The organism is Nocardioides sp. Z50_6 (genome assembly GCF_058215755.1).
Genome location: NZ_JBZAJB010000002.1, coordinates 429,774 through 454,161 on the forward strand (window position 1 = coordinate 429,774; position 24,388 = coordinate 454,161).

General features: G+C 74.3%; 27 protein-coding genes and 1 riboswitch. Of the genes, 13 read left to right on the plus strand and 14 right to left on the minus strand.

Annotation, left to right across the window (positions count from 1 at the left end; all coding sequences use genetic code 11):
- Positions 1-4: 4 nt before the first annotated feature.
- On the minus strand, positions 5-799 hold the full coding sequence (locus AC4BGE_RS06735; RefSeq protein ID WP_490572612.1) for a hypothetical protein: 795 nt from the start codon (positions 797-799) through the stop codon (positions 5-7).
- A gap of 66 nt (positions 800-865) precedes the next feature.
- Here AC4BGE_RS06735 and AC4BGE_RS06740 point away from each other — a divergent pair, with 66 nt between their 5' ends.
- Positions 866-1,459, plus strand: coding sequence for a TetR/AcrR family transcriptional regulator (locus AC4BGE_RS06740; RefSeq protein ID WP_490574757.1), 594 nt, complete (start codon positions 866-868; stop codon positions 1,457-1,459).
- Between the two features lie 16 nt (positions 1,460-1,475).
- Here AC4BGE_RS06740 and AC4BGE_RS06745 read toward each other — a convergent pair whose 3' ends face one another.
- From AC4BGE_RS06745 to bla, 5 genes are all read right to left on the minus strand, one after another.
- Positions 1,476-2,129: a GyrI-like domain-containing protein gene (locus AC4BGE_RS06745; RefSeq protein WP_490574758.1), complete on the minus strand. Its 654-nt coding sequence runs from the start codon at positions 2,127-2,129 to the stop codon at positions 1,476-1,478.
- Between the two features lie 55 nt (positions 2,130-2,184).
- Positions 2,185-3,369 (minus strand): zinc-dependent alcohol dehydrogenase, encoded by a 1,185-nt coding sequence (locus AC4BGE_RS06750; protein WP_490574759.1) that lies wholly within the window; start codon positions 3,367-3,369, stop codon positions 2,185-2,187.
- Positions 3,366-4,328 carry an SRPBCC family protein gene (locus AC4BGE_RS06755; protein WP_490574760.1) on the minus strand — a complete coding sequence of 321 codons (963 nt, stop codon included), beginning with the start codon at positions 4,326-4,328 and terminating at the stop codon, positions 3,366-3,368. Before AC4BGE_RS06755 ends, AC4BGE_RS06750 begins: the two co-directional genes overlap by 4 nt.
- Positions 4,329-4,493: 165 nt before the next feature.
- A complete protein-coding gene (locus AC4BGE_RS06760; RefSeq protein ID WP_490574761.1) occupies positions 4,494-4,790 on the minus strand; it encodes a hypothetical protein in 297 nt (98 codons plus the stop codon).
- 102 nt (positions 4,791-4,892) lie between these two features.
- The gene (gene bla / locus AC4BGE_RS06765) at positions 4,893-5,840 is read right to left on the minus strand and encodes a class A beta-lactamase (RefSeq protein ID WP_490574762.1); all 948 of its coding nucleotides are present in this window, start codon (positions 5,838-5,840) and stop codon (positions 4,893-4,895) included.
- Positions 5,841-5,957: 117 nt separating this feature from the next.
- Here bla and AC4BGE_RS06770 point away from each other — a divergent pair, with 117 nt between their 5' ends.
- From AC4BGE_RS06770 to AC4BGE_RS06805, 8 genes are all read left to right on the plus strand, one after another.
- Positions 5,958-6,239, plus strand: coding sequence for an ArsR/SmtB family transcription factor (locus AC4BGE_RS06770; RefSeq protein WP_490574763.1), 282 nt, complete (start codon positions 5,958-5,960; stop codon positions 6,237-6,239).
- On the plus strand, positions 6,236-6,622 hold the full coding sequence (locus AC4BGE_RS06775) for a VOC family protein (protein WP_490574764.1): 387 nt from the start codon (positions 6,236-6,238) through the stop codon (positions 6,620-6,622). The genes AC4BGE_RS06770 and AC4BGE_RS06775 overlap by 4 nt, the downstream gene beginning before the upstream one ends.
- Before the next feature lie 31 nt (positions 6,623-6,653).
- Positions 6,654-6,719: riboswitch (guanidine-III (ykkC-III) riboswitch) on the plus strand.
- A 9-nt stretch (positions 6,720-6,728) separates the two neighbouring features.
- Positions 6,729-7,043: a DMT family transporter gene (locus AC4BGE_RS06780; protein ID WP_490574765.1), complete on the plus strand. Its 315-nt coding sequence runs from the start codon at positions 6,729-6,731 to the stop codon at positions 7,041-7,043.
- Between the two features lie 137 nt (positions 7,044-7,180).
- Positions 7,181-8,848 (plus strand): hypothetical protein, encoded by a 1,668-nt coding sequence (locus tag AC4BGE_RS06785; RefSeq protein WP_490574766.1) that lies wholly within the window; start codon positions 7,181-7,183, stop codon positions 8,846-8,848.
- A 35-nt stretch (positions 8,849-8,883) separates the two neighbouring features.
- Positions 8,884-9,258: a PaaI family thioesterase gene (locus tag AC4BGE_RS06790; protein ID WP_490572623.1), complete on the plus strand. Its 375-nt coding sequence runs from the start codon at positions 8,884-8,886 to the stop codon at positions 9,256-9,258.
- Between the two features lie 56 nt (positions 9,259-9,314).
- Positions 9,315-10,343 (plus strand): methylenetetrahydrofolate reductase, encoded by a 1,029-nt coding sequence (locus AC4BGE_RS06795; RefSeq protein WP_490574767.1) that lies wholly within the window; start codon positions 9,315-9,317, stop codon positions 10,341-10,343.
- The gene (locus tag AC4BGE_RS06800; protein WP_490572625.1) at positions 10,340-11,113 is read left to right on the plus strand and encodes a class I SAM-dependent methyltransferase; all 774 of its coding nucleotides are present in this window, start codon (positions 10,340-10,342) and stop codon (positions 11,111-11,113) included. Before AC4BGE_RS06795 ends, AC4BGE_RS06800 begins: the two co-directional genes overlap by 4 nt.
- 401 nt (positions 11,114-11,514) lie before the next feature.
- Positions 11,515-12,825 carry a glycoside hydrolase family 6 protein gene (locus tag AC4BGE_RS06805; RefSeq protein WP_490574768.1) on the plus strand — a complete coding sequence of 437 codons (1,311 nt, stop codon included), beginning with the start codon at positions 11,515-11,517 and terminating at the stop codon, positions 12,823-12,825.
- A 9-nt stretch (positions 12,826-12,834) separates the two neighbouring features.
- Here AC4BGE_RS06805 and AC4BGE_RS06810 read toward each other — a convergent pair whose 3' ends face one another.
- Positions 12,835-13,809, minus strand: a complete 975-nt coding sequence (locus AC4BGE_RS06810) for a helix-turn-helix transcriptional regulator (protein WP_490574769.1) — start codon at positions 13,807-13,809, stop codon at positions 12,835-12,837.
- Between the two features lie 63 nt (positions 13,810-13,872).
- On the opposite strand from AC4BGE_RS06810, the gene AC4BGE_RS06815 reads away from it, so the two are divergent.
- The 3 genes from AC4BGE_RS06815 to AC4BGE_RS06825 are packed head-to-tail and all read left to right on the plus strand — an operon-like array spanning position 13,873 to position 16,707.
- Entirely contained in the window at positions 13,873-14,958 is a 1,086-nt protein-coding gene (locus AC4BGE_RS06815) for an ATP-binding cassette domain-containing protein (RefSeq protein ID WP_490574770.1), read from the plus strand.
- Positions 14,955-15,737, plus strand: coding sequence for an ABC transporter permease (locus AC4BGE_RS06820; RefSeq protein WP_490574771.1), 783 nt, complete (start codon positions 14,955-14,957; stop codon positions 15,735-15,737). Before AC4BGE_RS06815 ends, AC4BGE_RS06820 begins: the two co-directional genes overlap by 4 nt.
- 55 nt (positions 15,738-15,792) lie before the next feature.
- Entirely contained in the window at positions 15,793-16,707 is a 915-nt protein-coding gene (locus AC4BGE_RS06825; protein ID WP_490574772.1) for an NAD-dependent epimerase/dehydratase family protein, read from the plus strand.
- Between the two features lie 4 nt (positions 16,708-16,711).
- Here AC4BGE_RS06825 and AC4BGE_RS06830 read toward each other — a convergent pair whose 3' ends face one another.
- Positions 16,712-17,167 (minus strand): DUF309 domain-containing protein, encoded by a 456-nt coding sequence (locus tag AC4BGE_RS06830; RefSeq protein WP_490574773.1) that lies wholly within the window; start codon positions 17,165-17,167, stop codon positions 16,712-16,714.
- A 93-nt stretch (positions 17,168-17,260) separates the two neighbouring features.
- A complete protein-coding gene (locus tag AC4BGE_RS06835; protein WP_490574774.1) occupies positions 17,261-18,016 on the minus strand; it encodes a hypothetical protein in 756 nt (251 codons plus the stop codon).
- 216 nt (positions 18,017-18,232) lie between these two features.
- On the opposite strand from AC4BGE_RS06835, the gene AC4BGE_RS06840 reads away from it, so the two are divergent.
- Positions 18,233-18,457 (plus strand): hypothetical protein, encoded by a 225-nt coding sequence (locus AC4BGE_RS06840; RefSeq protein WP_490574775.1) that lies wholly within the window; start codon positions 18,233-18,235, stop codon positions 18,455-18,457.
- A gap of 8 nt (positions 18,458-18,465) precedes the next feature.
- On the opposite strand, the gene AC4BGE_RS06845 is transcribed toward AC4BGE_RS06840, so the two are convergent.
- The 5 genes from AC4BGE_RS06845 to AC4BGE_RS06865 form a co-directional block, all read right to left on the minus strand.
- Positions 18,466-19,707 (minus strand): EAL and HDOD domain-containing protein, encoded by a 1,242-nt coding sequence (locus AC4BGE_RS06845; RefSeq protein ID WP_490574776.1) that lies wholly within the window; start codon positions 19,705-19,707, stop codon positions 18,466-18,468.
- A gap of 193 nt (positions 19,708-19,900) precedes the next feature.
- Complete coding sequence (locus tag AC4BGE_RS06850) at positions 19,901-20,689, minus strand: MBL fold metallo-hydrolase (protein WP_490571901.1); 789 nt, start codon at positions 20,687-20,689, stop codon at positions 19,901-19,903.
- Positions 20,690-20,847: 158 nt separating this feature from the next.
- Complete coding sequence (locus AC4BGE_RS06855; protein ID WP_490574777.1) at positions 20,848-22,233, minus strand: cytochrome P450; 1,386 nt, start codon at positions 22,231-22,233, stop codon at positions 20,848-20,850.
- Between the two features lie 19 nt (positions 22,234-22,252).
- A complete protein-coding gene (locus tag AC4BGE_RS06860; RefSeq protein ID WP_490574778.1) occupies positions 22,253-23,758 on the minus strand; it encodes a DUF6297 family protein in 1,506 nt (501 codons plus the stop codon).
- Positions 23,755-24,375 (minus strand): ABC transporter ATP-binding protein, encoded by a 621-nt coding sequence (locus AC4BGE_RS06865; protein ID WP_490571904.1) that lies wholly within the window; start codon positions 24,373-24,375, stop codon positions 23,755-23,757. Before AC4BGE_RS06865 ends, AC4BGE_RS06860 begins: the two co-directional genes overlap by 4 nt.
- Between the last annotated feature and the right edge of the window lie 13 nt (positions 24,376-24,388).

A 24,388-nucleotide genomic window follows, 5' to 3' on the forward strand; every position in this document is an offset into this window, starting at 1 on the left:
GACCCTAGGCGCGGCCGGCGTCCGGCGGGTCGTCTTCGTCGCTCTCCGCCGAGGCGTGCCGCCGGTCCTCGGCCGTGCCAGCCGGTGCGGGGCCCTGCGCTGCCGCCCGCTTGCGGGCGTCCTGGTCGCGGCGGCGCTTGACCTCGCGCTGCGCGAAGACCGCGGCGACCAGCACCGGGACGACGTAGCCCGCGGCGTCGAGGACGGTCCGGACCCAGCCGGGCACGGAGACGTCGAGGCGCGGCAGGGTGATGTCCGGCCACGGGATCGACCAGTCGGGCCACGGGATGCTGGGCCACGGGATCGACCAGTCCGGCCAGGGGATGTCGGGCCACGGGATGCTGGGCCAGGGGATGTTGGGCAGCGCGAACCGCCCGAGCAGCCAGATCAGCAGCAGCGGGAGGCCCACCGCGGCGACGGCCGCGGCGGTGCGGCGTACGGCGTACTGGCGGGGGTGGGCGCGGATCCACGCCTCCCGCTCGGCGGCCTTGGAGCCGGGCTCGGGGTCGAAGTCGGTCCCGCCGCGGTTGAGCAGGGCGGCCCCGGCGGCGGGCAGCCCCGGCTCGTCGCCCCACCAGGTGATCCGGCGGGCGGGGCCGACGAAGGTGGGCAGCTTGACCTTGACCACCCCGTGGTCGCCGCCGAGGAGGGTGACCGTGTCGTCAGAGGTCTTCTCGCTCGCCACCTCGTCACCGTCCACGCGCCAGGTGATCCGTCGGGAGATGCCGGCGTCGGCGAGCTCCACGACGTGGCTGGTGCCGTCGTGGGTCAGCAGCCAGCGCTCGACTTCCTGGGTCATGACGACAATACTAGAGTCTGCACTCCATTATTGGCCAGCAGGCTCCACACGAAGGGAGGTCCGGCGATGGCACGCACCGTCGACCCGGCTCGCCATGAGGCGCGACGGCTGCAGATCATCGACGCCGCGCTGACCTGCTTCGCCCGGGACGGCTACGACCGGGCGACCACCGCCGCGATCTGCCGGGAGGCGGGCATCGGCTCGGGCACCTTCTTCCACTACTTCCCGACCAAGCTCGCGGTGCTGGTGGCGATGCTCGAGCTCGGTACCGGTGAGGAGCAGGCGTGGTTCGCCGCCCAGGAGGGGCGCGACGACGCCCGGGCCGTGATCGACGACTACGTGGCCCACACCGCCGAGGAGATGGCCGACGTCCGGGTCGCGGGGCTGGTCCGCGCCGTCGGGGCGGTGATGTCGGAGCCGGCGGTCGCCGCCGCCCTGGACCACGACACCGCGGCGATCCGCGACGGGCTGCTGCCCTGGGTGCGCGCCGCCATGGAGGCCGGCGACGTGCGCGCCGATCTGTCCCCCGAGCGGCTGGTGCTCTGGCTCCAGGCGCTGCTCGACGGCTACCTCGGGGTGGTGGTCTCCGAGCCGGGCTTCGACGCCGGTCGCGAGGCCGAGACGTTGCGCGACGCCGTACGCCGCCTGCTCCAGCCGTGAGCGCCGACCGCGCCGCTCACTCCGCGACCGGCTCGACGGGCTGCCGGAGGATCGTCCGCAGCCGCGCGGGGTCGGTGCGCCGGGGGTCGCTGAGGTAGATCTCGTGGTGCCGGCCGGTCATCCTCAGGCCCGCCTCGGGGATCACCCGGTCGTGCAGCTCCGCGAGCACGCCGGCCTCGTCGTCGTAGGAGCCCACGTGGAGGGTCTGCACGCAGCGCCCCTCCGTCAGCCTCTCGATCCGGACGTCGTCGAGCCGGGCGGGCGCACTCTTGGCCCGGACCCGCTCGACGCACTCGCCGACGACGTCGTCCGGCACCCAGTCGGGGACCAGCATCAGCATCGTCCAGTCCCACTCCGCCTTGTCCCGGGCGGCGGTGAAGACGGTCATGTCGTCGGCCCACCAGAGCCCCTCCAGCGGGGGGACGACGTAGTCGCGGCCGAGCTCGCGCCGGCTGGCGAACTTCACCGCGTAGGCGACCGGGTAGAGCGCCGCCAGCGCGGCGGCGTACTCCGCCGAGGTGTTGGGGTCGCCGTGGCCGTCGACGGCCAGGTAGCGCAGCGGCGGAACCTCGAGCTGCCGGAACTCCCCGCGCCGGGCGCGGTAGGAGTCCAGGGTCTTCTTCAGGTCGACCTTCGCACCCGCCCCGCCGCCCGTCACACCCTCAGTCACACCCTCAGTCACACCCTCAGTCACACCCTCAGTCACCGGGTCAGCATGGCCCCGGTCAGGGCTTGAGCACCACCTTGGTGCACTCCTGCTCCTTGTGCTTGAAGATGTCGAAGCCGTGCGCGGCGTCCTCGAGCGGCAGGTGGTGGCTGATGATGAACCGCGGGTCGAACTCCTCGGCGCGGATCCGCCGGTAGAGGTCGGGCAGGTAGCGGTGCACGTGCGCCTGGCCGGTCCGCACCGTCACCGACCGGTTCATGAGCGAGCCGAGCGGGAACTTGTCGACCAGCCCGCCGTAGACGCCGACGATCGAGACCGTGCCGCCGTTGGCGACCGAGAGGATCGCCTCGCGCAGCGCGTGCGGCCGCTCGGTGGAGAGCTTGGCGACCTGCTTGGCCTTGTCGTAGGCGTGGATCGCGGTGACGTCGGTGTGCGCCTCCATGCCGACGGCGTCGATCACCCGGTCGGGGCCGCGGCCGGCGGTGAGCTCGCGCAGCTCCTTCAGGACGGAGGTCTCCTCGTAGTTGAGCGGGTGCGCGCCGGTGTGCTCGGCGGCCATCGCGAGCCGCTCCGGCACCCGGTCGATCACGATCACCTTGGCCGCACCCATGATCTCGGCGGCCAGGCAGGCGAACTGGCCCACCGGGCCGGCACCCCAGACGGCGACCACGTCGCCGGGCTGGATGTCGCACATGTCGGCGGCCATCCACCCGGTCGGCAGCACGTCGGTGAGGAAGAGCACCTGGTCGTCGGTGAGGTCGTCGTCGACCTTGAACGGGCCGACGTCGGCGAAGGGGACCCGGGCGTACTCCGCCTGCCCGCCGGGGTAGCCGCCGAGCATGTGGGAGTAGCCGAAGATGCCGGACGGCGAGTGGCCCATCACCTTCTCCGCCTCGCCGGCGTTGGGGTTGGAGTTCTCGCACAGCGAGGTCAGGCCGCGCTGGCACGGCGTGCAGGCGCCGCAGGCGATCGGGAACGGGACGACGACCCGGTCCCCCACCTTCAGGTCGGGCCGGCGCTCACGCGCCTCGGGGCCCAGCTCGACGACCTCGCCCATGAACTCGTGGCCGAAGATGTCGCCGGGCATGAACGTCGGGATGTAGCCGTCGTACAGGTGCAGGTCGGAGCCGCAGATCGCGGTCGAGGAGACCTTGATGATCGCGTCCCGGGGGTTGAGCAGCTGCGGGTCCGGGACCTCCTTCACCTTCACCTTGCTGGGCCCCTGCCAGACGACCGCCTTCATCGGATGCTCCCCTCGGTGCCGGTGCTCCCACTGGGCTGCTTCTCGTCGGGCTGGGCCGATCCCTGGAGGAACTGACGCTTCGCCTCCGTGCCGTGCGGCAGGATCTCGGTGCGCACCACCGACCCGGTCTCCATCACCTGCTTGAACCGGCGCAGGTCGTCGCGGACCTGCTGCTCGGGCTCCTCGCCGAAGAGCCGGGCGACCGCGCGGCCGACCCGCCCCCCGGGCACGTCGTAGTGCAGCACCACCCGCACCTCGGTGCCGCGGTCGCCGGGCGCGGGCGTGAAGTGCACGGTGCCGGAGTTGGAGACCGTCGCGCCCTTGCGCGAGCGCCAGGCGAGCCGGCGGCCGGTCTCCTCGCTGGTGATCTCGGCGTCCCAGGAGACCTTCTTGCCGACCGGCCCCTTGGCCACCCAGTGGCTGGTGCCGTCGGCCTGGACGGTCACCGACTCCAGGTGGCGCATGAAGGAGGGCAGGTTGCCCAGGTCGCGCCAGAACGCGTAGACCTCGTCGGGCGGGCGGTTGACGGTCGTGGAGGCCTCCAGCTGGAGGGGGCCGGGCCGGCCCTTGCCGTGCTGGGAGCGGGCGGTCCGGACCGCGGCGTAGAGGTCGAGCGCGGCGATCCCGGCGACCCCGGCGGTGGCGAGGTTGACGCGGGTCAGCCGCTCACCCTTGCGCGACGCCATCGCGCGACCGAGGACGGCGAGGTCCAGGGCGTCCCCGGCGACGCGGGTCCACACCGAGCGACGGGGGCCGAGGAGGAGCAGGGCGGCGTGGCCGAGCTCGCGGACGCCGACCGCACGGATCACGGCGGGCGCGGTGGCGGAGTCGTCGACCCCCGTCAGCCGGGCGACTCCGTCGGGGCGCCACACCATGGGGACGCCGAGGCCGAGGCTGGCGACACCGAGGCCGCGCACCAGGCGGCCGGTTCCGCGCTCAGGGTTCTGGGTCGACTTCATGCGGAGTTCGGTACCCGCCACCTGGGAGGTCATGCGGGGTCTGCGAGATCACGCGGGGCCGACGACGCATCGGGGATGCTCCGCCTCAGTGATGCTCGGACTCAGTGATGCTCCGACTCAGTGATGCTCGGACTCAGTGATGCTCGGACTCAGTGATGCTCCGACTCAGGGGCGCGGGTCGATCCGCTGCCAGGGGCGCTCGTCGCGCCGCTGGCCCATGCCCGCGGCGCAGCGACGGCAGACATCGTCGACCCGGTCGGCCTCGCCGCCGGTGGCGGGCTGCACGTCAGCCCACTCCACGTGGGAGAACCGGCGCAGCCCCGAGCGGTGGATGGAGAGGCCGCAGAGCGTCTGGTTGGTGCCAGGAGTCCAGGCGTGCACCTCTCCGGCGGGCGTCCGGTAGCCGTCCGGGTCGACCCACGAGCCGGTCGCGGCGACCGCCGCGTTCCTGGGGACCTTCATCCCAGTGCCGTGCCCGGCCGGGGGGTCCGGCATGCGTGCCCGGCACTCCGCTCACCGGTCACCGGCCCCGGATTCACCCGGTCGCCGGGTAGCCCGGGCCGCTCAGCGGAGGCTCTCGAGCACCAGCCGGGCAGCCTCGGCGACCAGCGCGTCGTCGTACGCCGCGCCCCGCTCGCCCCGGTCGGAGAAGACGGCGAGCACGACCGGCTCCCGCCCCGGCGGCATCACGACCGCGAGGTCGTTGCGGGTCCCGAAGCCGCCGGCGCCGGACTTGTCCGCCACCTCCCAGCCGGCCGGGGCCCCGGCCCTGACCAGGCTGTCGCCGGTGGCGTTGCCGCTCATCCACTCCAGCAGGGTCCGGCGGGCCGCCGGCTCCAGTGCGTCGCCGACGGCGTAGGCCCGCAGCACCTCGGCGAACGCCCGCGGTGTCGTGGTGTCCCGGTCGTCGCCCGGCGCGGCCTCGTTGAGGGCCGGCTCGGTGCGCGCCGCGACGGTGACGGCGTCGCCCAGCGCTGCCAGCGCCCGCTGGAGGCCCGCGGGACCGCCCAGCTCGGCGAGCATCAGGTTGGCGGCGGTGTTGTCGCTCTCCCGCACCGCCGCCTCCGCCACCCGCCGCCACGGCAGCCCGGTCTCGACGTGCCGCTCGGTCACCGGCGAGTGGGTGACCAGGTCGCCCGCGTCGTAGCGCACCACCTCGTCCCACTGGGCCGGCTCCAGCCGCTCGAGCAGGGCGGCGGCTGCCAGCGCCTTGAACGTCGACGCGTAGGCGAACCGCTCGTCGGCCCGGTGCGCGAGCGTGGCACCGCTCCCGGTGTCGACCGCGAAGACGCCGAGCCGGGCGTCGAAGCGCTCCTCCAGGGCGGCGAGGTCGACGTCGGCCGGGGCGGCCGTCGCCGGGGCGGGTGTCGTGGCCGAGGGCGCGGCGGGCGGCGGGGCCACCTCCCCGGCCGGGGACGCCCCGGACCCGCACCCGCCCAGCCCGACGACGAGCGCCGCCGTCGCGGCGCAGGAGGGCAGGCGGAGTCGCCGCTGGTGGCGGGGGGTCGGCATGTCACGGGCTCCTGGGGTCGGGCGGAAGACGGGGAGGACGCTGTCATGCCGCCCGCACCGACGCGAACCCCGGGAATCCCTTGACAGGCAAGTGAACGCTTGCCTAACGTCCTCCGGGTGGGGGACATCTACAAGGCGCTCGCGGATCCCACCCGCCGCGCCCTGCTGGACGAGCTCATGGACCGGGACGAGCAGACGCTCTTCGAGCTCTGCTCCCGGTTGGCGATGAAGCACGACCTGACCCCGACCCGACAGGCGGTCTCCCAGCACCTCGAGGTGCTGGAGAAGGCCGCGCTGGTGCGCACCGAGCGCCGGGGGCGCTACAAGCTCCACACGATCGACACCGCGCCGCTCGAGCAGATCTCGACGCGGTGGCCGCCACGGAAGGGAACACCATGAAGCTCCAGACCGTCAGCATCTTCGTCGACGACCAGCAGCGGGCCCTCGACTTCTACACCGGCACGCTGGGCTTCGAGGTGACCGCCGACGTGCCGCTCGGCGAGCACCGCTGGCTCACCGTCCGGCTCGGCGGCGACGCCGCGACCGAGGTCTCCCTGGAGCCGAAGGCCCACCCGGCCACGCCGCCCTTCACCGAGGCGCTGCTCGCCGACGGCATCCCGTGGTGCACGCTCGCCGTCGACGACCTCGAGGGCGAGCACGAGCGGCTGACCGGTCTCGGTGTCACCTTCACCCAGCCGCCGACCGACGTCGGGCCGGTGCTGGTCGCCGTCCTCGACGACACCTGCGGCAACCTGCTCCAGCTCGCCCAGGTCAAGGGCTGACCGCGCTTCCTACCCGGCCCGTCTAGACTCGACCCCGGAGCCACCCCGCTCCACCGGACGAGGGAGCCGTACCCGGAACGCGACAAGACGGCCGGGTGGAGTCGTCATGGCCTGGTTGGTGCTCGTCCTCTCCGGTGCGCTCGAGGCGGTGTGGGCGGTGGCCCTCAGCAGGGCCGAGGGGTTCACCAGGCTGGGACCGACTGTGGTCTTCGCGGCCGCGATGACGCTGAGCATGGCGGGCCTGGCCTATGCGCTGCGCACCCTGCCCGTCGGCACGGCGTACGCCGTCTGGGTCGGCGTCGGTGCGGCGTTGACCTTCGCCCACTCGATGGCGACCGGTGCCGAGCAGGTGAGCGCCGTCAAGCTGCTGCTGCTGCTCGGGCTGGTCGGCTGCATCGTGGGACTCAAGGTCGTGCACTGACTCCTGCTCCACCGGCTCGTCCGGACGGCGCCGCGAGGTCCATGGCGCGGGCAGGCCCTTGGCCGCAGGCCCCCGGCGTGCTGCGATGGGTCGTCCGCGTCACCGCTCGGGCACTCGCACGACCACGGGGGTCTTTCGTGAACCGAGTCCGTCCTGTCCGCGCGCCACGGTCCGCCCTGGCCTCCCTGGCCGCGCTCGCCTGCCTGGCGGGGCCGGCGGTCCCGGGCATCGCCCTGGCGCCGGCCTCGGCCTCCGCGCCCGGCCCCGCCGCGACCATCTGCGCCGGCAAGCCGGTGACCGTCGTGGCGACCAAGCGGGTCCGGCGGGGCACCGAGGGTGACGACGTGGTGGCGATGAAGCCGTACGACTGGGACACCTTCGACGCCCTGGGGGGCGACGACACCATCTGTCTCGACCAGGGGTGGGTGGAGGCCGGCCGCGACATCATCCCCTCCTCGGGTGTCGTCGACGCCGGGCCCGGCGACGACGTGGTGATCAACCAGGCGGGCTCGTCGGGCTTCATGGTCGTCGGTCTGGGCAGCGGCGACGACGTCTTCACCGGCAGCAGCATCACGGAGATGAACGAGACGGTGTACGCCGACACCGACGTCCCGGAGGAGGACGAGCCGCCGGCGGTCGACCCGGCCGAGGGCCACCGGGACGTGGTCGACATGGGCGCCGGGCGCGGCACCGACCAGTACGGCAACGAGGGCGGGGAGAAGCTGTGGTCGGCCGCTCCGGCCGGCGCGGCCAACCCCGACCTGATCACCTTCGCGTCCGGCACGCCGCAGCTGCACTACGACGGGGCGATGGCGCCCGACGGCGGCATCGACTTCGGGGCGGCGACCGCGGCGTCGCTCCACCTGCCGCGTCCCGGCGCCGCCGAGCCGCTGGCCGGTGGGGAGCTCCTGCTCGACAACGTGGCGCGGCGCGGCACCGTGCGCGGCACGCAGGTGCTCGCCTGGCAGGGGCGGGTGGCGCGCTTCGTGCTCGGCACCGAGGGCCGCAAGGCGCCGCACCGGGTCTCCTTCGAGGGGTCCGACGCCGGCGAGACGCTCACGTTCCACGGCGGGCGCTACGGCGACGTCCGGTCCGGGGCGGGCGACGACACCATCAGCGGCTCGGGCCGCCCCGGGCCCGGCGAAGGTCTGCCGTTCCGCTCGGTGGACGGCGGACCGGGCGTCGACCGCCACGAGTCCGTCACCCGGTGTGGGGCCATGACCGTCCGCCTCGGTGGGGTGATGAGCTGCGACGGTGCCCGCTCCCCCCTCCTGGGGATCGAGCGGGTCGAGGTCGCGAGCCGCGCGAAGGGCGGCCGCGTGCGGGTCGTCGGCACCGAGGCCGACGAGCGGTTCTCGGTCAGCGCCGACCGGGTGGTGCTCCACGCGCGCGGTGGTGACGACCTCGTGGAGGGGGCGTGGGGCGCCCAGGTCCGGGTCAGCGGCGGTCCGGGGGACGACTCGATCATGGGCTCGGGCCGCACGGTGCGCGTCGACGGCGGCAGCGGGGACGACGGGGTCCGCGTCTACGGGATCCACCTGCTGGTGCGTCTCGGGGCGGGCGACGACGTCGCCAGCCTCCACGCACCCTCGGGACGGTGGCCGTGGAGCAAGCCGAGAACCCCGGCGTCCCGGCCCGTCGCGCTGGGCGGTCCGGGGGACGACGACCTGCGCGGCACCACCCTGTCCCGCCGGGGCGACCGGCTCGTCGGCGGACCCGGCCGCGACCGGGCGGACGGCCGCGCCAACGAGGTCACGCGCGCCCCGGACCACTGCGACGCGGAGATCACCACGCGCTGCGGCTGAGGATTCGCCTGCCCCACCTCGGGTACCTGACTGCCATGACGGACATCTCCCAGGGCTTCCTCTCGCTCATCGGCGCCCACGCGCCCGACGCCGCCGACGGGCGGGCGACCCTCGTGGTCGACGTGGGCGACGAGCACCTCAACCACGCCGGGGCCGTCCACGGCGGGATGCTCGCCACCCTCGTCGACACCACGATGGGCGCGGCGATCATGAGCACCCTGGACGAGGGGTCGACGGCGACCAGCCAGCTCACCGTCACCTACCTGCGCCCGGCCAAGCCCGGCCGGCTCGTGGTCTCGGCCGAGGTCGGCAAGCGCGGCGAGAACCTGACCGTCTGCGACGCGGAGATCGAGCAGGACGGCAGGACGCTGGTGCACGCCCTGGCGACCTTCGCCCTGCTGGACGGCTGAGCACGACCGGGACCCCCTGACATGCCGAGCACCGCCGCCCGTCCTGGAGAGTCGGCATGACCGCGCCGCCGCAGGCGCCCGGCGGGCCCCCCTGCCCCAAGCTGATGACCTACGGCCCGTGCGGCGGGGTGCGCGACGACGCGGGCTGCGAGCTGGACGGCCGTCCCTGCCCGTTCGCCGGCCCGGACGCCGCCGTCGTCCGGTGGCCGGAGCGGGCGCCGGCGACGAGCCCGGACAGCCGCCTCCTGGCGGCGGCGGAGCGCGGCCCGGTGGTGCTCACCGACCTGACCATCCCGGCCTACGACTCCGACGGCCTGGCCTCGGTCGTCCGGACGCTGGCCGGCTCCTGTGACGCCGTGCTCGTCGGGGAGCACCAGAACCGGCCCGACTTCCCGCCCACGCTGATGGCCGCGCTGGTCACCGAGGCCGGCGGCGTCGCCTGGGTCACGCTGGCCTGCCGCGACCGCAACCGCGTGGTGCTCGAGCAGGAGCTGGCCGGGCTCGCCGTCGCGCCCGTCGACGGGGTGCTGTGCGTGACCGGCGACATCCGCGCCCAGGGGGTGCGGCCCGGGGTCACCCAGGCCTTCGACCTCGACGGCACCCGGCTGGCGGCGATGGCCTCCGCGACCGGGCACGCGGTGGCGGTGCCGGAGGCGCCGGCGGCGGCACCACGCCACCTGCGGCCCGCTCGGCTGCTGGAGAAGGAGCGGGCCGGGGCGCACCTGGCCGTGCTCAACCATGTCGGCAGCGCGGCCGAGGTGGCGGCGTTCGTGACTCAGGCCCGCTCCCTCGGCCTGAGCATCCCGGTGATCGCCGGGGTCGCGGTCTACTCCGACGAGCGCTCCGCCCGGGTGCTCCAGCGCTTCCCCGGGCTCCACCTGGACGACGACGAGGTGGCGGGGGTGCTGGGGGCGGGCGACGTACGCTCGGCAGGCATCGAGCAGGCCGTCCGCGAAGCGCGGGCGATGCTGGCCGTCGAGGGCGTGGCGGGGGTGAACCTCTCCGGGCTCGGCTCCGGCGAGGGGGCGATCGCCGGCGCACAGGTCAAGGCCGAGGTGGGCAGACGGATCCGGGAGGGCCGATGAGCGAGGAGACGCCGGAGTCGATGGCCGACGAGTTCGACACCGTCGCCTGGTGGACGGCGGCCGCGGTGGCCGAGCTCGGCGACGACCACGCGCTGCCGGCCGCGTGCCGGGGCAGCGGCAGCCCGGCGGCGCTCGACCGGTTGGCCGCCTCGATGGGACTGACCGAGGGCACCAGGCTGCTCGACTCCGGCGCCGGGGTCGGCGGTCCGGCGGAGCACGCCGCCCGCGCCCACGGCGTCCGCCCGACCCTGGCGGAGCCGATGGAGGGGGCCTGCCGGGCGGCCCGCCGCCTCTTCGGGCGCCCGGTCGTGGTCTGCGACGGCCTGGCGCTGCCCTTCCCCGACGAGGCCTTCGACGCGGTCTGGTCGCTGGGCGTGCTGTGCACGATCGAGGACAAGCGCGGCTACCTGGCGCAGCTGCACCGGATGGTGGCTCCCGGCGGGCCCGTCGGACTGCTGGTCTACACCCGGACCGTCGAGGAGCTGCCCGACCAGCCGGAGGGCAACTCCTTCCCGAGCCGCGAGGAGCTGCTGGCCGACCTGCACGCCACCGGGCTGGAGGTGGTCGACGAGACGCCGCTCGCCGACCTGCCCGGCTCCCCCGACGACTGGGAGGCCGCGGCCGACCGGGTCGAGGAGGTCGTCGCCCGCGACCACCGCGACGACGAGCGCTGGCAGCGCGCCCAGGCGCAGCAGGAGACGATCTCCGGGCTGATCGGCGACGGGCTCGTGGCCGGCGTGCTGGTCAGCGCCCGGCGTCGGTCGCGCTAGGCCGCCCGCGGGGCGTTCGGCGGCACGCCGGGGTCGGACACGGTCGCCGGCTCGAGGAGCAGGGCGACGGAGAAGCTGTCAGGATGCGGGCACCAGGTCTCGGGGCGAGTCGGGCTCGCTCCGCGGTTGCGTCGTTCACCGGGACCGCCTCCGCCGACTGCGGGATCGGTGAAGACCCGGTTCTTCCGACAGTAGGGGCCCCCGGGCCTGCGTCACCACGCCCGCGCGGATCTCGCACGTCCCCCGAGGCGCCGGGACGCACCCGCCGGCGTGCGAGTCCGGGTGCGGACCGACGACGGGGTGCGCGGAGCACCGGGGCGTGCGAACCTAGGCGGGCGCCGCCGGGCCGGGAGCAGCCCGGCACGCACCCTTGAGCGCCCGCCACCACCGCTGGGAGTCCCGTGCCGCACACCACCGACCGCCGCGAGACGCTGATCCGTCGCGCCGTCGTCCTGGTCGCGACGCTGCTGGTGGGGATCGTCCTGGTCGCCGCGCTGACCAACCTCCCGGCGGGCTGGCTCCCGACCTCCGAGACCGCCGCGACCGACCCGGATCGAGCCGGCGCCGCCACCGACGAGGCCCAGCGCAAGGCCGAACGCCGGGCGGAGGGGCAGGAGCGCCGGGCCGAGAAGCAGGCCGCGCGGCAGGCCCAGCGGGTCGCGGCGAGGAAGGCCGAGCGACAGGCGGCGAAGAAGGCGCGCAAGCAGGCCGAGCGCCGGGCCGAGAAGCAGGCGAAGGCCGCGGCCGACAACCCGCTGGCCGGTCACCGGATGGGTGTCTACCAGGGCCCGGGCGACCAGGCGTGGGCGCCGTACGAGCGCTCCACCGGGGTCACCCGCGAGCTGCTCGCCAAGATCGCGCTGCGCCCCAAGGCCAAGTGGTTCGGCGCCTGGATCCCGGACCGGGAGATCCGCGGCAACGTGGCGGCCTACATCGCCAACAGCACCGGCGGCGACCCGGACGTGCTGGTGCAGATGGCCGTCTTCCGGATGGTCCCCTGGGAGCACGCGGCGTGCGGGCGGCTGCCCACCCCGGCCGAGCAGGCCAGCTACAAGTTCTGGATCGACGAGTTCGCCGCGGGCGTGGGGTCGGCCCACGCGGCGATCGTGCTGCAGCCCGACGGGCCGTTCGCGCTCTGCGCCCCGGGCGGCTCCCGGCTGCCCTCGGAGCTGATCAAGTACGCCGCGACCAGGTTCGCCGCGCTGCCGAACACCAGCGTCTACATCGACGCCGGCGCCGCCGACTGGCCGAAGGACGACCCGGCGGAGGCCGCCGAGATCCTGGTCCGCGCGGGGGTCGACCGGGTCCGCGGGTTCGCGCTCAACTCCACCCACTACGTCGCCCTGCCCGACGACATCGCCTTCGGCACCCGGGTGGTCGCCGAGCTCGCCCGGCGCGGCATTCCCGGCAGGCACTTCGTCGTCAACACCTCCTCCAACGGCCGCGGCTTCGAGTTCAACCTCGGGCGGGGCTCGCACCCCGACAACGCCAACGTGTGCCGGACGCCGCAGGAGCGGGTCTGCGTGACCCTCGGCATCCCGCCGACGGTCGACGTGGCGAACCCGCGCTGGGGGCTGGGCCCCGAGCTGAGCGCCGCGGCCGCCGAGCACGTGGACGCCTACCTGTGGTTCGGTCGCCCGTGGCTGCACATGCAGAACGACCCGTTCGTCCTTGACCGGGCCCTGGCGATGGCCCGCACCACGCCCTGGTAGCCCAGCGGGTCACCCGTCCGAGGAGCGCGCCGCCGCGGCGGTGAACCGCGCGCCGGTGGCGGCCACCAGCGCCGTCAGCTCCGGCGGCGACTCGACGACGAAGTCCGCACCGACCTCGGCCAGCACCATCACCGGCCAGCCCAGGCTGTCGACGTTCATGGTGAGGACGCACCCCTCCCCGTCCGCCCCGTCCGCGGCCACCGCGCCCCAGTGGCCGACCGCCCTGGCGACGGTCCCGGCCGGCGCGCAGATCCGCACCCGGACGGCGTACCGCTGGGGCATCCGGGTGATCCCCTCCCGGACGAAGGTGAGCGCGTCGGCGGCGGGCAGCTCCCGGGCGCGGAACCGCTGGCCGGTGGGCACCGGCGCGGTGATCCGGTCCAGCCGGAAGCTGCGCCAGTCGGCCCGGTCCCGGTCGTAGGCCACGAGGTACCAGCGGCGTCCCAGGGTGACCAGCCGGTGCGGCTCCACGAGGCGGTGCGTGGTCTCGGCCTCCTTCGCCGTGTAGTCGAAGCGCAGCGGCTCGCCGTCCCGGCAGGCCTGGGCCAGGGTGGTGAGCACCCCGGCGTCGACCACCGGGCCGCCCGACCACGGGCTCGGCGTCTCGGTCTGCGAGGCGACCGCGTCGATCTGGCGGCGCAGCCGCGACGGCATCAGCGCGATCACCTTGCTCAGCGCCTGCACCGACCACTCCTGCATGCCGCCCACCGCGCCGGCGGCGGCGGTCTGCAGGCCGACGGCGATCGCGACCGCCTCCTCGTCCTCCAGCAGCAGCGGCGGCAGCGAGCCCCCGGCGCGGAGCTGGTAGCCGCCGGAGACGCCGCGGACGGCGTCGACCTGGTAGCCGAGCTCCCGCAGCCGCTCGACGTCGCGCCGCAGCGTCCGTTCGCTGACCTCCAGGCGCGTCGCCAGGTCGCGGCCGGGCCAGTAGCGGTGGGTCTGCAGCAGCGACAGCAGCCTCAGCATCCGCTCGCTCGTGCTCATGCCTTCCAGATTAGACATCTTTCCGGTCATTAACTGGCCGCAATCGTTCCTAGCGTGGCAGGCATGACTCCACAGACCACCTCACCCCAGACGACGACGACGCCGCACCCCACGGCGCGGCACACCCAGACCGGACCGGTCATCGTGACCCGGGGGCTCACCCGGCACTTCACGACCGGCGCCCGCAAGAAGCACACGGTCGAGGCGGTCCGCGGCCTCGACCTCGAGATCGGACAGGGCGAGCTGGTCGCCTTCCTGGGCCCCAACGGCGCCGGGAAGTCGACCACCCTGAGGATGCTCACCACCCTGGTCCCGCCCACCTCGGGCACCGCCAGCGTCGCCGGCCACGACGTGGTGACCGGCCAGCGGGAGGTACGCCGGGTCATCGGGTTCGTCGGCCAGGGCAACGGCGCCGGCCACCAGCAGCGCGGCCGCGACGAGCTGGTCAGCCAGGGACGCGCCTACGGGCTCACCCGCTCCGAGGCCCGCGCCCGCGCCGACGAGCTGGTGGCTGACCTCGACCTCGAGGCGGTGGCCGACCGCAAGGTCTCCACCCTGTCGGGCGGCCAGCGGCGCCGCCTCGACATCGCGATGGGGCTGGTGCACCTGCCCCGGGTGCTCTTCCTCGACGAGCCGTCCACCGGCCTGGACCCGCAGAACCGGGCCAACCTGCAACGGCTGGTGCAGCGCCTGCACGCCGAGACGGGCAGCACCCTGGTGCTGACCACCCACTACCTCGAGGAGGCCGACGCCATCGCCGAGCGGGTGCTGGTGGTCGACCACGGCCGGCTGATCGCCGACGACACCGCCAGCCGGCTCAAGGCCGGCCTCGGCGACCTGATCCGGCTCGGCTTCGCCGGCCCCGAGGAGTCCGCGGTGGCCGCCGCCCGGGCCGACCGGATCGCGGGCGCACGGGTCGAGCACGCCGGCGCCGAGGTCAGCGTGCGGGTCGCCTCGGGCGCCGACCTGGCGCCCGGGCTGATCGGCGACCTGGCCGCCGCCGGGGCGCCCGCCGTCCGCATCGAGGTGCGGCGTCCGACGCTGGACGACGTCTTCCTCGACCTCACCGGGCGCAGCCTGCGCGAGCCGCACCACTCCGCCGGACCGGACGCAGCCCAGGACAGCCAGGACAGCGAGGTCGCAGCATGAGCACCCTCCAGAGCACCGGCATGACCCGGAGCACCGGCTTCTGGGCCGACGCCCTCAACGTGATGAACCGCGAGCTCAAGCCGGTGTGGCGCGAGCCGATGGCGGTCGTCTTCGCGATGATCCAGCCCCTGGTCTTCCTCGGCCTCTTCGCCCCGCTGCTGCCCGAGCTGGCCGGCGGCGGGTCGGCGCTGCAGTGGTTCGTGCCGGGCATCATCACCATGACCTGCCTGATGGGCGGCTCCTTCACCGGCGCCAACCTGATGGAGGAGATGCAGACCGGCTCCCACGAGCGGCAGCTCGTCTCCCCGCTCGGGCGGCCGGCGCTGTTGGTCGGCCGGGCGCTCAAGGAGGTGGTGCCGATGCTGATGCAGACCGCCATCATCCTGCTGGTGGTGACGCCGTTCAGCTTCGAGCTGCACCCGGCCGGGGTGGTCGTGGGCGTGGTCGTCCTCGCCCTGTTCAGCGTCGGGGTCGGCGCCCTCTCCTTCGCGCTGGCGCTGGCCTCCAAGGGCCAGGACTGGATGTTCTGGACCGTGCAGCAGACGATCCTCTTCCCGGTGCTGCTGCTGGCCGGGGTGCTGCTGCCGATCGACGGCGCTCCCCGCTGGCTCCAGGTCGCCTCGGACCTCAACCCGATGACCTACGTCGTGGAGGCGGTGCGCGTCCTCTTCGCCGGTCAGTGGCCGGTCGACACCATCGCCGCCGGCTTCGCCGGCGCCGCGGTGGTCGCCGCGGTGGGTCTCCTGGTGGGCGTGCGGTCGATGCGCCACTCCAGCTGACTCCCGCCCCGGCAGGTGGGCGCGCGAGCCTTGCCCCACCTGCCAGGGTGGTTCCATGACTGCTCAGAGCCCGCCCCCGCCTGTCGTCGTCGTCACCGGGGCCAACGGCCTGGTGGGGAGCCACGTCTGTGCCGCGCTCAGCGAGCGCGGCGCGACCGTGCGTGCCGTCGTACGCCGCGCGGGCACGGCGCCGCGACTGCCCGGGGTCGAGGAGCGGGTCGGCGACTTCACCGACCCGCCCTTCGCCGCCGGGGTGGTGGCGGGCGCGGACTCCGTGGTCACCACCGTGCACCCGCTCGACGGGGACGCCGACGCGCAGCGCACCGTCGGGTACGACGGCACGCTGGTGATGGCGAACGCCGCGGCCGACGCCGGAGTGGGCCGGCTGGTGCACCTGTCCACCGCGGCGGTCTACGACCGCCGCCCCGGGGTGGGCGACGTCGACGAGCACTCGCCGCTGGCGCACGACGATGCCGGTGACTACCCGGTGATCAAGCGCGACCTCGACCTGGCGATCGCCGGGCTGGACGGGCCCACCCGGATCCTGCTCCGCCCGCCGGCGATCCTCGGGCCGGGCGACTCCTCGGTCTGGAACACCTTGCGTCCGGGCGCCATCGCGGCCGACGAGGCGGAGCGGCACGCCGTCGCGGAGCGCTCGTTGGCCTGGGTGCACGTCGACGACCTGGCGGCGCTGGCCGCCGACGTGGCGACCGGCCTGGTCGCCGACGCCGACGACCCGGAGGCCGGGCCGCTGGCCGGCGCCTGCACCCCGGTCAACGTGGCCGCCGGGGCGGCGACCTTCGGCGACTACCTGGGCGCGGTGACCGAGGCGCTGGGCGTGGAGCCGGTCTGGGAGGAGGGTCCGGCATGGACCGGGCAGATCCTCGCCGACCGGGCCCGGCGTTGGGGCTGGGAGCCGCGGGTCGACCTGGAGGCGGCGCTGACCGAGCTGAAGGCCGGGCTGGCCTAGCGGCTCAGGCTGCCGCGATCCGCTCCCGGGCGCAGCCGACCAGCTCGCTCAGCACCAGCCCGTACGTCGGTCCGTCGCCGCGGTCGTAGGCGTCGAGGCGCCCGGCGGCGCGCTCGACGAGGCGGGCGGCGCCCACGTCGTTGCCGCGCGCGGCGTGGGTGAGCCCGACGCAGAGCTGGGCGAGGCCCTGCCACAGGGGCCGCTCCTCGACCGGGCAGCTCTTCCACCGGACCTCGAGCGCCTCGTGCGCGGCGAAGGGCCGGCCATCGGCGAGCAGACGGCGAGCCAGGTCGAGGGTCTGCTCGGGCGGCAGGGGCGTCTCGTCGATCGGCTCGACGCCGTGCTCGCCGTAGGGCAGCGGGCGCCCCAGGGCGTCGCGGGGTCGGGCCTGACGAGCGCGGCCCTCCTCGTCGCGGTCCCGGTCGCCCGCGACCGGCCTGTTCAGCGGTGCCTCTGCCACGTCGCCACCCTACGGCCGGGGACACGACGAGGCCGCCACCCCCGAGAGGTGACGGCCTCGCTCACGTCGTGCTCAGACGTCGTCGATCCGTGATCAGGGGACGACAGTGACGGTGATCCACTGCGAGTAGATGTACTCGTCGAAGGACGCCGTGGGGGTGTAGTACGCGCGGTACTGGTAGGTGCCCGGCCCGTTCTCGGCCACCTTGCCCAGGAAGTGCGAGTCCAGGAACGAGAACCCTCCGTTCTCGTCGACACCGTCCATGCAGCAGTAGTTGGGCGACTGCGCGCCGCCCGTGTTGTCGCCGTTGAGGTAGATGTCGACCCACCCGGAGCTGGGCGACTCGCCCTTGAACTTCACCTGACCGATCAGGTCGGGGTAGTCGTAGCTCGGGGTGGAGAGCGAGATGGTGAAGTTCGCCTCGTTCACGTTGAGGGAGGAGTCCCACACGATGGTCTTGATCGTGCCCTTGGACTTCTTGTACTTCGCCTTGACCTTGTAGGTGCCCGGCGTGAGCTCGGCGGGCAGCTGGAGGCTGGCCTTGCCCTTCTTGATCTTCTTCTTCACCTTGGTGCCGTTGACGGTGAAGGTCACCTTGCCCTTGCCGCGCACCTGAGCGGTGATCGTGTTGCCGGCCAGACCGTAGTGGGTGCCGGCCTTGGCCTTCTTCAGCTTGATCTTCTTCTTCTTGGGCTTGCGGGCGAGCACGTCGCTGCTGTCCGTCCCAGCGGCGGAGGCGCCGCTGTTCGCGGGGGCGGCGGAGGCGCTGCTGGCGCCGACTGCGGCGACGGGGAGGGCCAGGGCCAACGACGCGACGGCGGCGGTGGCGAGACGGGCGGTCCTGCGCATGAATGGACTCCTCGGGAAAGTCGTGGTGAGTAGGGACCCGATCTTGGGACCGGGTCACAGAAGGTCTACCCAACTGAGGGGGGGAAAAACCGAAACGACACACTTCTTCTCGTTCGGAGCCTCTGAGCCGCCAGATCATCCGGGGCCCCGCGCGATCTGCACGTTCGACGCGCTGCCGCGTGCCAGACTCGCCCCCTCCTCGGGAAGGGAGCTCCCATGCAGGTCACCCGTGTCGGCGCGGCGTTCACGGCCACCGACCCCTCAGGCGCCGCCGCCTGGTTCGACGAGCACCTCGGGTTCCGGGTGGTCAAGCCGCTCGTCACCGAGCCGTGGGGGCAGCGGCGGATGCAGGTCACCGGGCCCGACGGGCTGGTCGTCGAGCTCGTGCAGCCGGTGGCGCCGGATCCGGAGTGGCTGGCGGCGCAGGGGTCGGCCGGCTGAGGTCGCGCCTAGGCCGGGGCCGCCGACTCCATCGCGTCGGCGTAGCTGGCGGCCCACGCGAACGACATCGCGCCGATCAGGGTGACCTCGTCGTGGTCGGCGGCCACTCGGCCACCGGTGTCGAGCGCCTGCTCGTGCTCCTCGACCCGGTCGATCAGGGCACCCACCGCACCCTCGCGAGCGAAGGCGGCCTGGGTCAGGTCCTCGCCGACACTGATCTGCTCCTCGACGTCGGCGACCGGCACGCCCAGCAGGATGTGCAGCGCCGAGAGGAGTCCGGCGGTGAAGGCGAAGGGGCCGTCGATGCCCCGGTTGCGGGCCAGCAGCTCACACATCCGGGCGCGGACCAGGGTCGTGACCAGCGCGTCGCCCTGCCGCTGGCTGTGCCGGCTCAGGATCACCAGGGCCGCCCACTGCCGCAGCCGGACCGTGCCCAGCACCACCAGGGCCTCGCGCAGGGTGCGCACCTGACGGCGGACGCCGCCACCGGCACCGGACGAGGCCATGGTCAGCAGCTGGGCGACCAGGGCCGGGTCGCCGCGCAGGACGTCCTCGATCCGGTCGAGGTCGAGGTCGCGGCTGAGCAGCTCGACCCCGAGCTGCAGCTGCGTGACCGGCAACGGCGCACCGGCCACCTCGCTGGGCGCCTCGAAGACCCGCACCGCGCGCCCCAGGAACATGGCGAAGCCGGCCGACTGCGCCCAGGCGAGCTGGAGCTCGGTGTCGCAACCGGCGGCCACCAGCTGAACCGGCTGCTCCGCGTAGCCGGCGACGGCCGCCTCGGCGGCGGTCCGGTCGAGGGCGCCGACGTCGAGCTTGACCAGGTCGGCCAGGGCCAGCAGCGCAGAGGTCGCCTCGGTCCAGTCGGCGTGCTCGACCAGGATGGTGAAACCGGCCTGCTTGTAGGACTCGATCGCCGCCAGGAGCTCGTCGTCGACTTCCGACGGCACCTCGAGGACGACGCGGCGCGGCGGCAGGCTCAGCCGGGTCTCGCTGACCAGGACCGCCCGGTCGACCGCACAGAAGAGCAGGCTCCGGCCGACGATGGCCGACAGGTTGATGTCGATCGAGCTGAGCAGGCTCGCCCCGCGAACCACGGTCTCGCGCTCGTCGAGCTGGGCGTGGGCGGCGGGGTCGGGCGCGCGGTTGACGAGCTCGAAGCCCACGATCTCGCGGGCGGCGTCCACCACGGGCACCCGGCCCACGATCATCCCCGCAGCCACGTCTGCCTCGTCCATCAGGCCGGTCATCTGTGATCAGTCTCCTGTCGAGCGGCACCGAGAGTTCCGCCCGCAGATCGTATGTCGGCGTTCGCGGTCGCGCAGGAGAATCGGCGCGGGTGCCGAGCGACCCGTCAGGGCAGCGACCCGCCACCCGTCGACCCGACCGGGGAGCGGCGACCGGAGACCGGCCGTCGGGGAGACCGGCGGGTCGTCGGGACGCTCACAGCAGCACGGTCTCCCCGCGCTGGACCGACTGCACCCGGTCGCCGAAGCCCGCGTCCCGGGCCCGCCGGGTGAAGTCCGACAGCGGCGAGCGGAACACTCGGTAGTCGTCGTGGTGCACCGGGATCGCGCTCTTCGGCTGCACCCGCCGGAGGAAGTCGACCCCTTGCACGTCGTCCATGGTCACGGTGTGGAAGAGCACGCGGGTGCCGCCCAGGTGGACCACGGCCACGTCGATCTCCGGGTGCCGGCGCGCAACCTCGTCGAGGTGGTCGCCGGTCAGGGTGTCGCCGCTCAGGTAGACCCGGCGGCGCACCTCGCCACCGATACGGTGGGTGAGCAGGCTGCCCATCACCGGCGGCAGCAGCGCGCCCATCACCCCGCGGGCGTGGATCCCCGGCACCGCCTCGACGCTCAGCGTCTCCTCGCCCTGCTCGCCGCTCTTGGTGAGCGTCTCGCTCTGCCAGGTCTCCAGCCCCCTGGCCTGGAACTTCCAGCTCCGCAGCTTGTCCGCCGCCTTCTTCGTGGTGATGACCGGCTGGTCCCGGACGAGCTCGCGTCGGGCGATCCGGTCGAAGTGGTCGCCGTGCAGGTGCGAGAGCACGATCGCGTCCAGCGGCGGCAGGTCGCCCGGCTGCATCGCCGGCTCGGTGAGCCGCTTCGACCAGAGCCCCTTGCCCAGGTAGGCCCGCTGCCCCCGGTGCAGGAAGTTCGGGTCGGTCAGCACCGTGAACGACCCCAGCCGGAGGAGGGTGGTCGCCGTGCCGACGAAGGTGAGGTTGTCCACCCGCTGGGTGTACCCGGGGCCTGGCGGTTTCACCGGGGCGCCGGTGAAACCGGCAGTTCTTGACCGTTGCAACGGTGCAGAACTGCAAGTTTCGTACGAGGAGTCGGCCGATGGGCGCGACTCCGGGGCCGCCCACGCCGTACGCCGGGGCGACCGGCTCAGCGCAGCCGGACGGGCAGGCGGTGGTAGCCGCGGAGGATCCGGGTGGGACGACGTAGGGCGCCCGGCGCGAGCTGCAGGTCGGGGAACCGGTCGAAGAGCGCCCGCAGCCCGACCTCTCCCTCCATCCGGGCCAGCGAGGCGCCCAGGCAGTGGTGGCGTCCTGCGGAGAACGCGAGGTGGTCGCGCGCGTTCGGACGTTTCACGTCGAACCGGGTCGGGTCGGGGAAGACGTCGGGGTCCCGGTTGGCGCCGCCGAGCACGGTGGCGACCAGCGTGCCGGGGGCGACCCGCACCCCGGCCACGACCGTCTCCTCCCGGCAGGTGCGCGCGGTGAGCAGCACCGGCGGGTCGACCCGCAGCGCCTCCTCCACCGCGTTGGTCCACCACGACGGGTCCTCGCGCAGCAGCGCGAGCTGGTCGGGGTCCTCCCGCAGCAGCACCACCGCGTTGCCCAGCAGGTTGACCGTGGTCTCGAAGCCCGCGGCCAGCACCAGCCCGGCGGTCGCCTTCAGCTCCTGCTCGTCCAGCCCCACACCGTCGTCCTGGGCCCGCACCAGCTGGCTCATCAGGTCGTCACCGGGCCGGCTCCGCAGCAGGCGCAGGTGCTCGGTCAGCCAGGCGTCGAACTGGGCCAGCGCCGTGTCGACCGACTTGTACTCCGCCCAGGGCAGACCCAGGTCGAGGCTGGAGGCGGCGGCGGTGCCCATCTCCAGCACCTTGCGCTGCTGGTCGGCCGGCACCCCGAGCACCTCGCAGATCACCGCCACCGGCAGCGGCGCGCAGTAGGCCTCGATGAGGTCGACCGGCCCGTCGGCGGCGCGGGCCGCGAGGTCGTCGAGCAGCCCTGCGGCGATCTCCTCGGTCCGTTCCCGGAGCCGCTCGACCGCTCGCGCGGTGAAGACCCGGGTGACCAGCTTGCGGTAGCGGGTGTGGTCCGGGGGCTCGGTGACCAGCAACGACGGCGGGTGCACGGGATGGAGGCTCTCGGGCGCCGACCAGTCCCGCAGCCGCACCAGCCAGGGCTGCGCGGGGCCCGGTACGCCGGCGGCGAACGCCGGGCTGCTGAGCACCTCGCGGACCACCGCGTGCCGGGCGGTGACCCGGCCGAACGCCGTCCCCGGGAGCGGGCCCCGGGCACGGATGTCCTCGATCACCTGCCACGCGAGAGCCGGGTCGGGCTGGCTGGTGGCGACCACCAACCGGCCCTGCAGGTCACCGCGGCGAGCCGAGGTGCGCAGCGCGAACCGCGGCAGCCCCTCGGAGACGCCCCAGTGGATCGCCCGGGTCGGGCGCAAGCCGGCGGGGACCCTCCGGGTCAGGGCGGAGACGACGCGGACGGGCCCGGACCGGGCGGAGGCCGGCTTCGCAGTAGTGGACGACACGCCAGCCAGTGTGGCCCGATCAGCGCTCCTTGACCACCTGTCGTCCCAGGGCGGCCAGCGCCACCAGGACGACGTACGGCTCCCCCACCAGGACGAGCGCCAGCCCGAGCAGCAGCGCCAGGTCGGGGCCGTGCAGGAGCGAGTGGATCAGCCCCGTCGGCACCGCCCCCGCCGGCGTGCTGATCACCGCACCGAGCTCGACGGGCGCCGGGTCGGCGGCGCGCATCGTGGCGGCCAGCCCGGCGACCGCCAGGTGGACGCCGCCCCACCAGGGCCCGTTCACCAGCAGCACGGCGGGGACGGCGACCAGCGTGCTGGCCAGGGTCGGCGCGAGGGTGAGCGCCAGGGTCACCGACCAGGGTGCGAGACGCACCGAACGGCGCAGCCCGCGCGATCCGAGCCAGGTGCGCAGGCCCGCCCCGGCCTGGCGCCCCGCCCAGGCGACGACGGCGGTCGCGGCGAGGATCGCGGCGCCGTAGCCGAACCCCTCGCCCGCGACCAGCACCAGCGGCACGGCCAGGAAGGTGACGGCGACCGAGCGCCACCGCCGGCGCAGCTGCCGGGCATCGGCGACCAGGAACGCCACCCCGCCCCGGCCGCGCAGCGGGCGGGACGGGTGCCGGCCGCGACGCCGGTCGGAGCGGCGGCGCTGGAGCCCGGAGAGCGGGGAGGCGTCGAGCATCAGGGCGGAGTCCGCGACCGCGTCGACCACCTCGCGGCCGCGCGCCAGCTGGGCGTCGGAGAGCTCGGCGAGGCGGCCGGCGGCGCGGAGGGTGACGACGAGGCCCGCGACCAGGGCCACGGCGAGGACGGCGGCGAGCACCCAGGTCGCGCCCAGCACCCGCTCGGTGGAGAGCCCGGGGTTCCGCGGCAGGCCGGCTCCGCCGAGCAGCACCCAGCTGAGCAGGACCAGCCCCACCCCGCCCAGGAGACCGGCCGGGAGCCTGCCCGGAGCCCGGCCCCACTGCTGCGCCGTCTGGGTCGGCAGGAGCGAGAGCGGGACCAAGGCGCCACCCACGGCACCGAGGGCAGCCCCCGCGGCGAGCGGGGCGGGCTCGAGACCGCCGCCCTGCGCGGCCATCGCGGCGAGCAGCCCGACGGCCACGCCGCCGAACGCTGACCCGGCGACCGCCGCACCCAGGGGGCCCCGGAGCAGCACCGCCCGGTCCGCGGTGGTGGTGAGCAACCAGCGCGCGCTGGCCCGCTCCGCGGAGACCGGGCCCACCGCTCCGAGCGCGAGCAGCAGCCCGCCGAGGCCGAGGCAGACGACCGCGAGAGCGGCGTACGCCGGGTGCTCCTGCACCGCGCACGCGCCGGCGCTGCAGACGCGGCCGGTGAAGGTCTCGCGGGCGAAGGAGAGGATCCAGACGGTGATCAGCGCCGTGCTGAAGACCCAGACGTAGAGGTCGGTGAACCGCTCGCCCGCCTCGCGGGCGCGGGACCGGGCGACCACCAGCGCGCGCGCCACCTCGCGCGCGGCGACGTCGTCGCCTCCCCGGTCGCGCGCCACGCCCGTGGCGATCATCCGGCGTCGACCGCGACCACGCGGGCCCCGGAGGCGACCACCAGGTCCTCGGAGTGGCAGGCCATCAGCACCGAACGGCCCTCCGCGGCCTGCTCGCCGAGCCAGGCGCCGAGCCAGGCGCGGCCCTCGGTGTCGAGCCGCTGCTCCGGCTCGTCGACCAGCAGCAGGCGCCACGGGCGGACCAGGGCGACGGCCAACGAGAGCCGCTGCTTCTGTCCGGAGCTGAGCGTGCCCGGGACCTGGTCGGCCACGCCCGTCAGGCCGACCTCGACCAGCGCGGCACGGGCGGCGGCCGTGGGGTCGACCACGCTGTCGGCGCGCGCGAGCAGGTCGAGGTGCTCGAGCACGGTGAGGTCGGGGAACCACGCGCCGTCGTCGAGCAGCGCCAGCACGTCGCCGCGGACGTCCGCCTCGCGGGTGTCGAGGGGTCGGTCGTCGAGCAGCACCTCGCCGTCCTCCGGCTCCTCGATCCCGACCAGGCAGCGCATCAGGGTGGTCTTGCCGGCACCGTTGGGTCCGACCAGCGCCACCACCTCCCCCGCGGCTACGTCGAGGTCGACACCCTCGAGCACCTTCCGTCCGCCGAACTCCTTCGTCAGCCCCCGCACCCTCAGCATGCCGAAAGCCTAG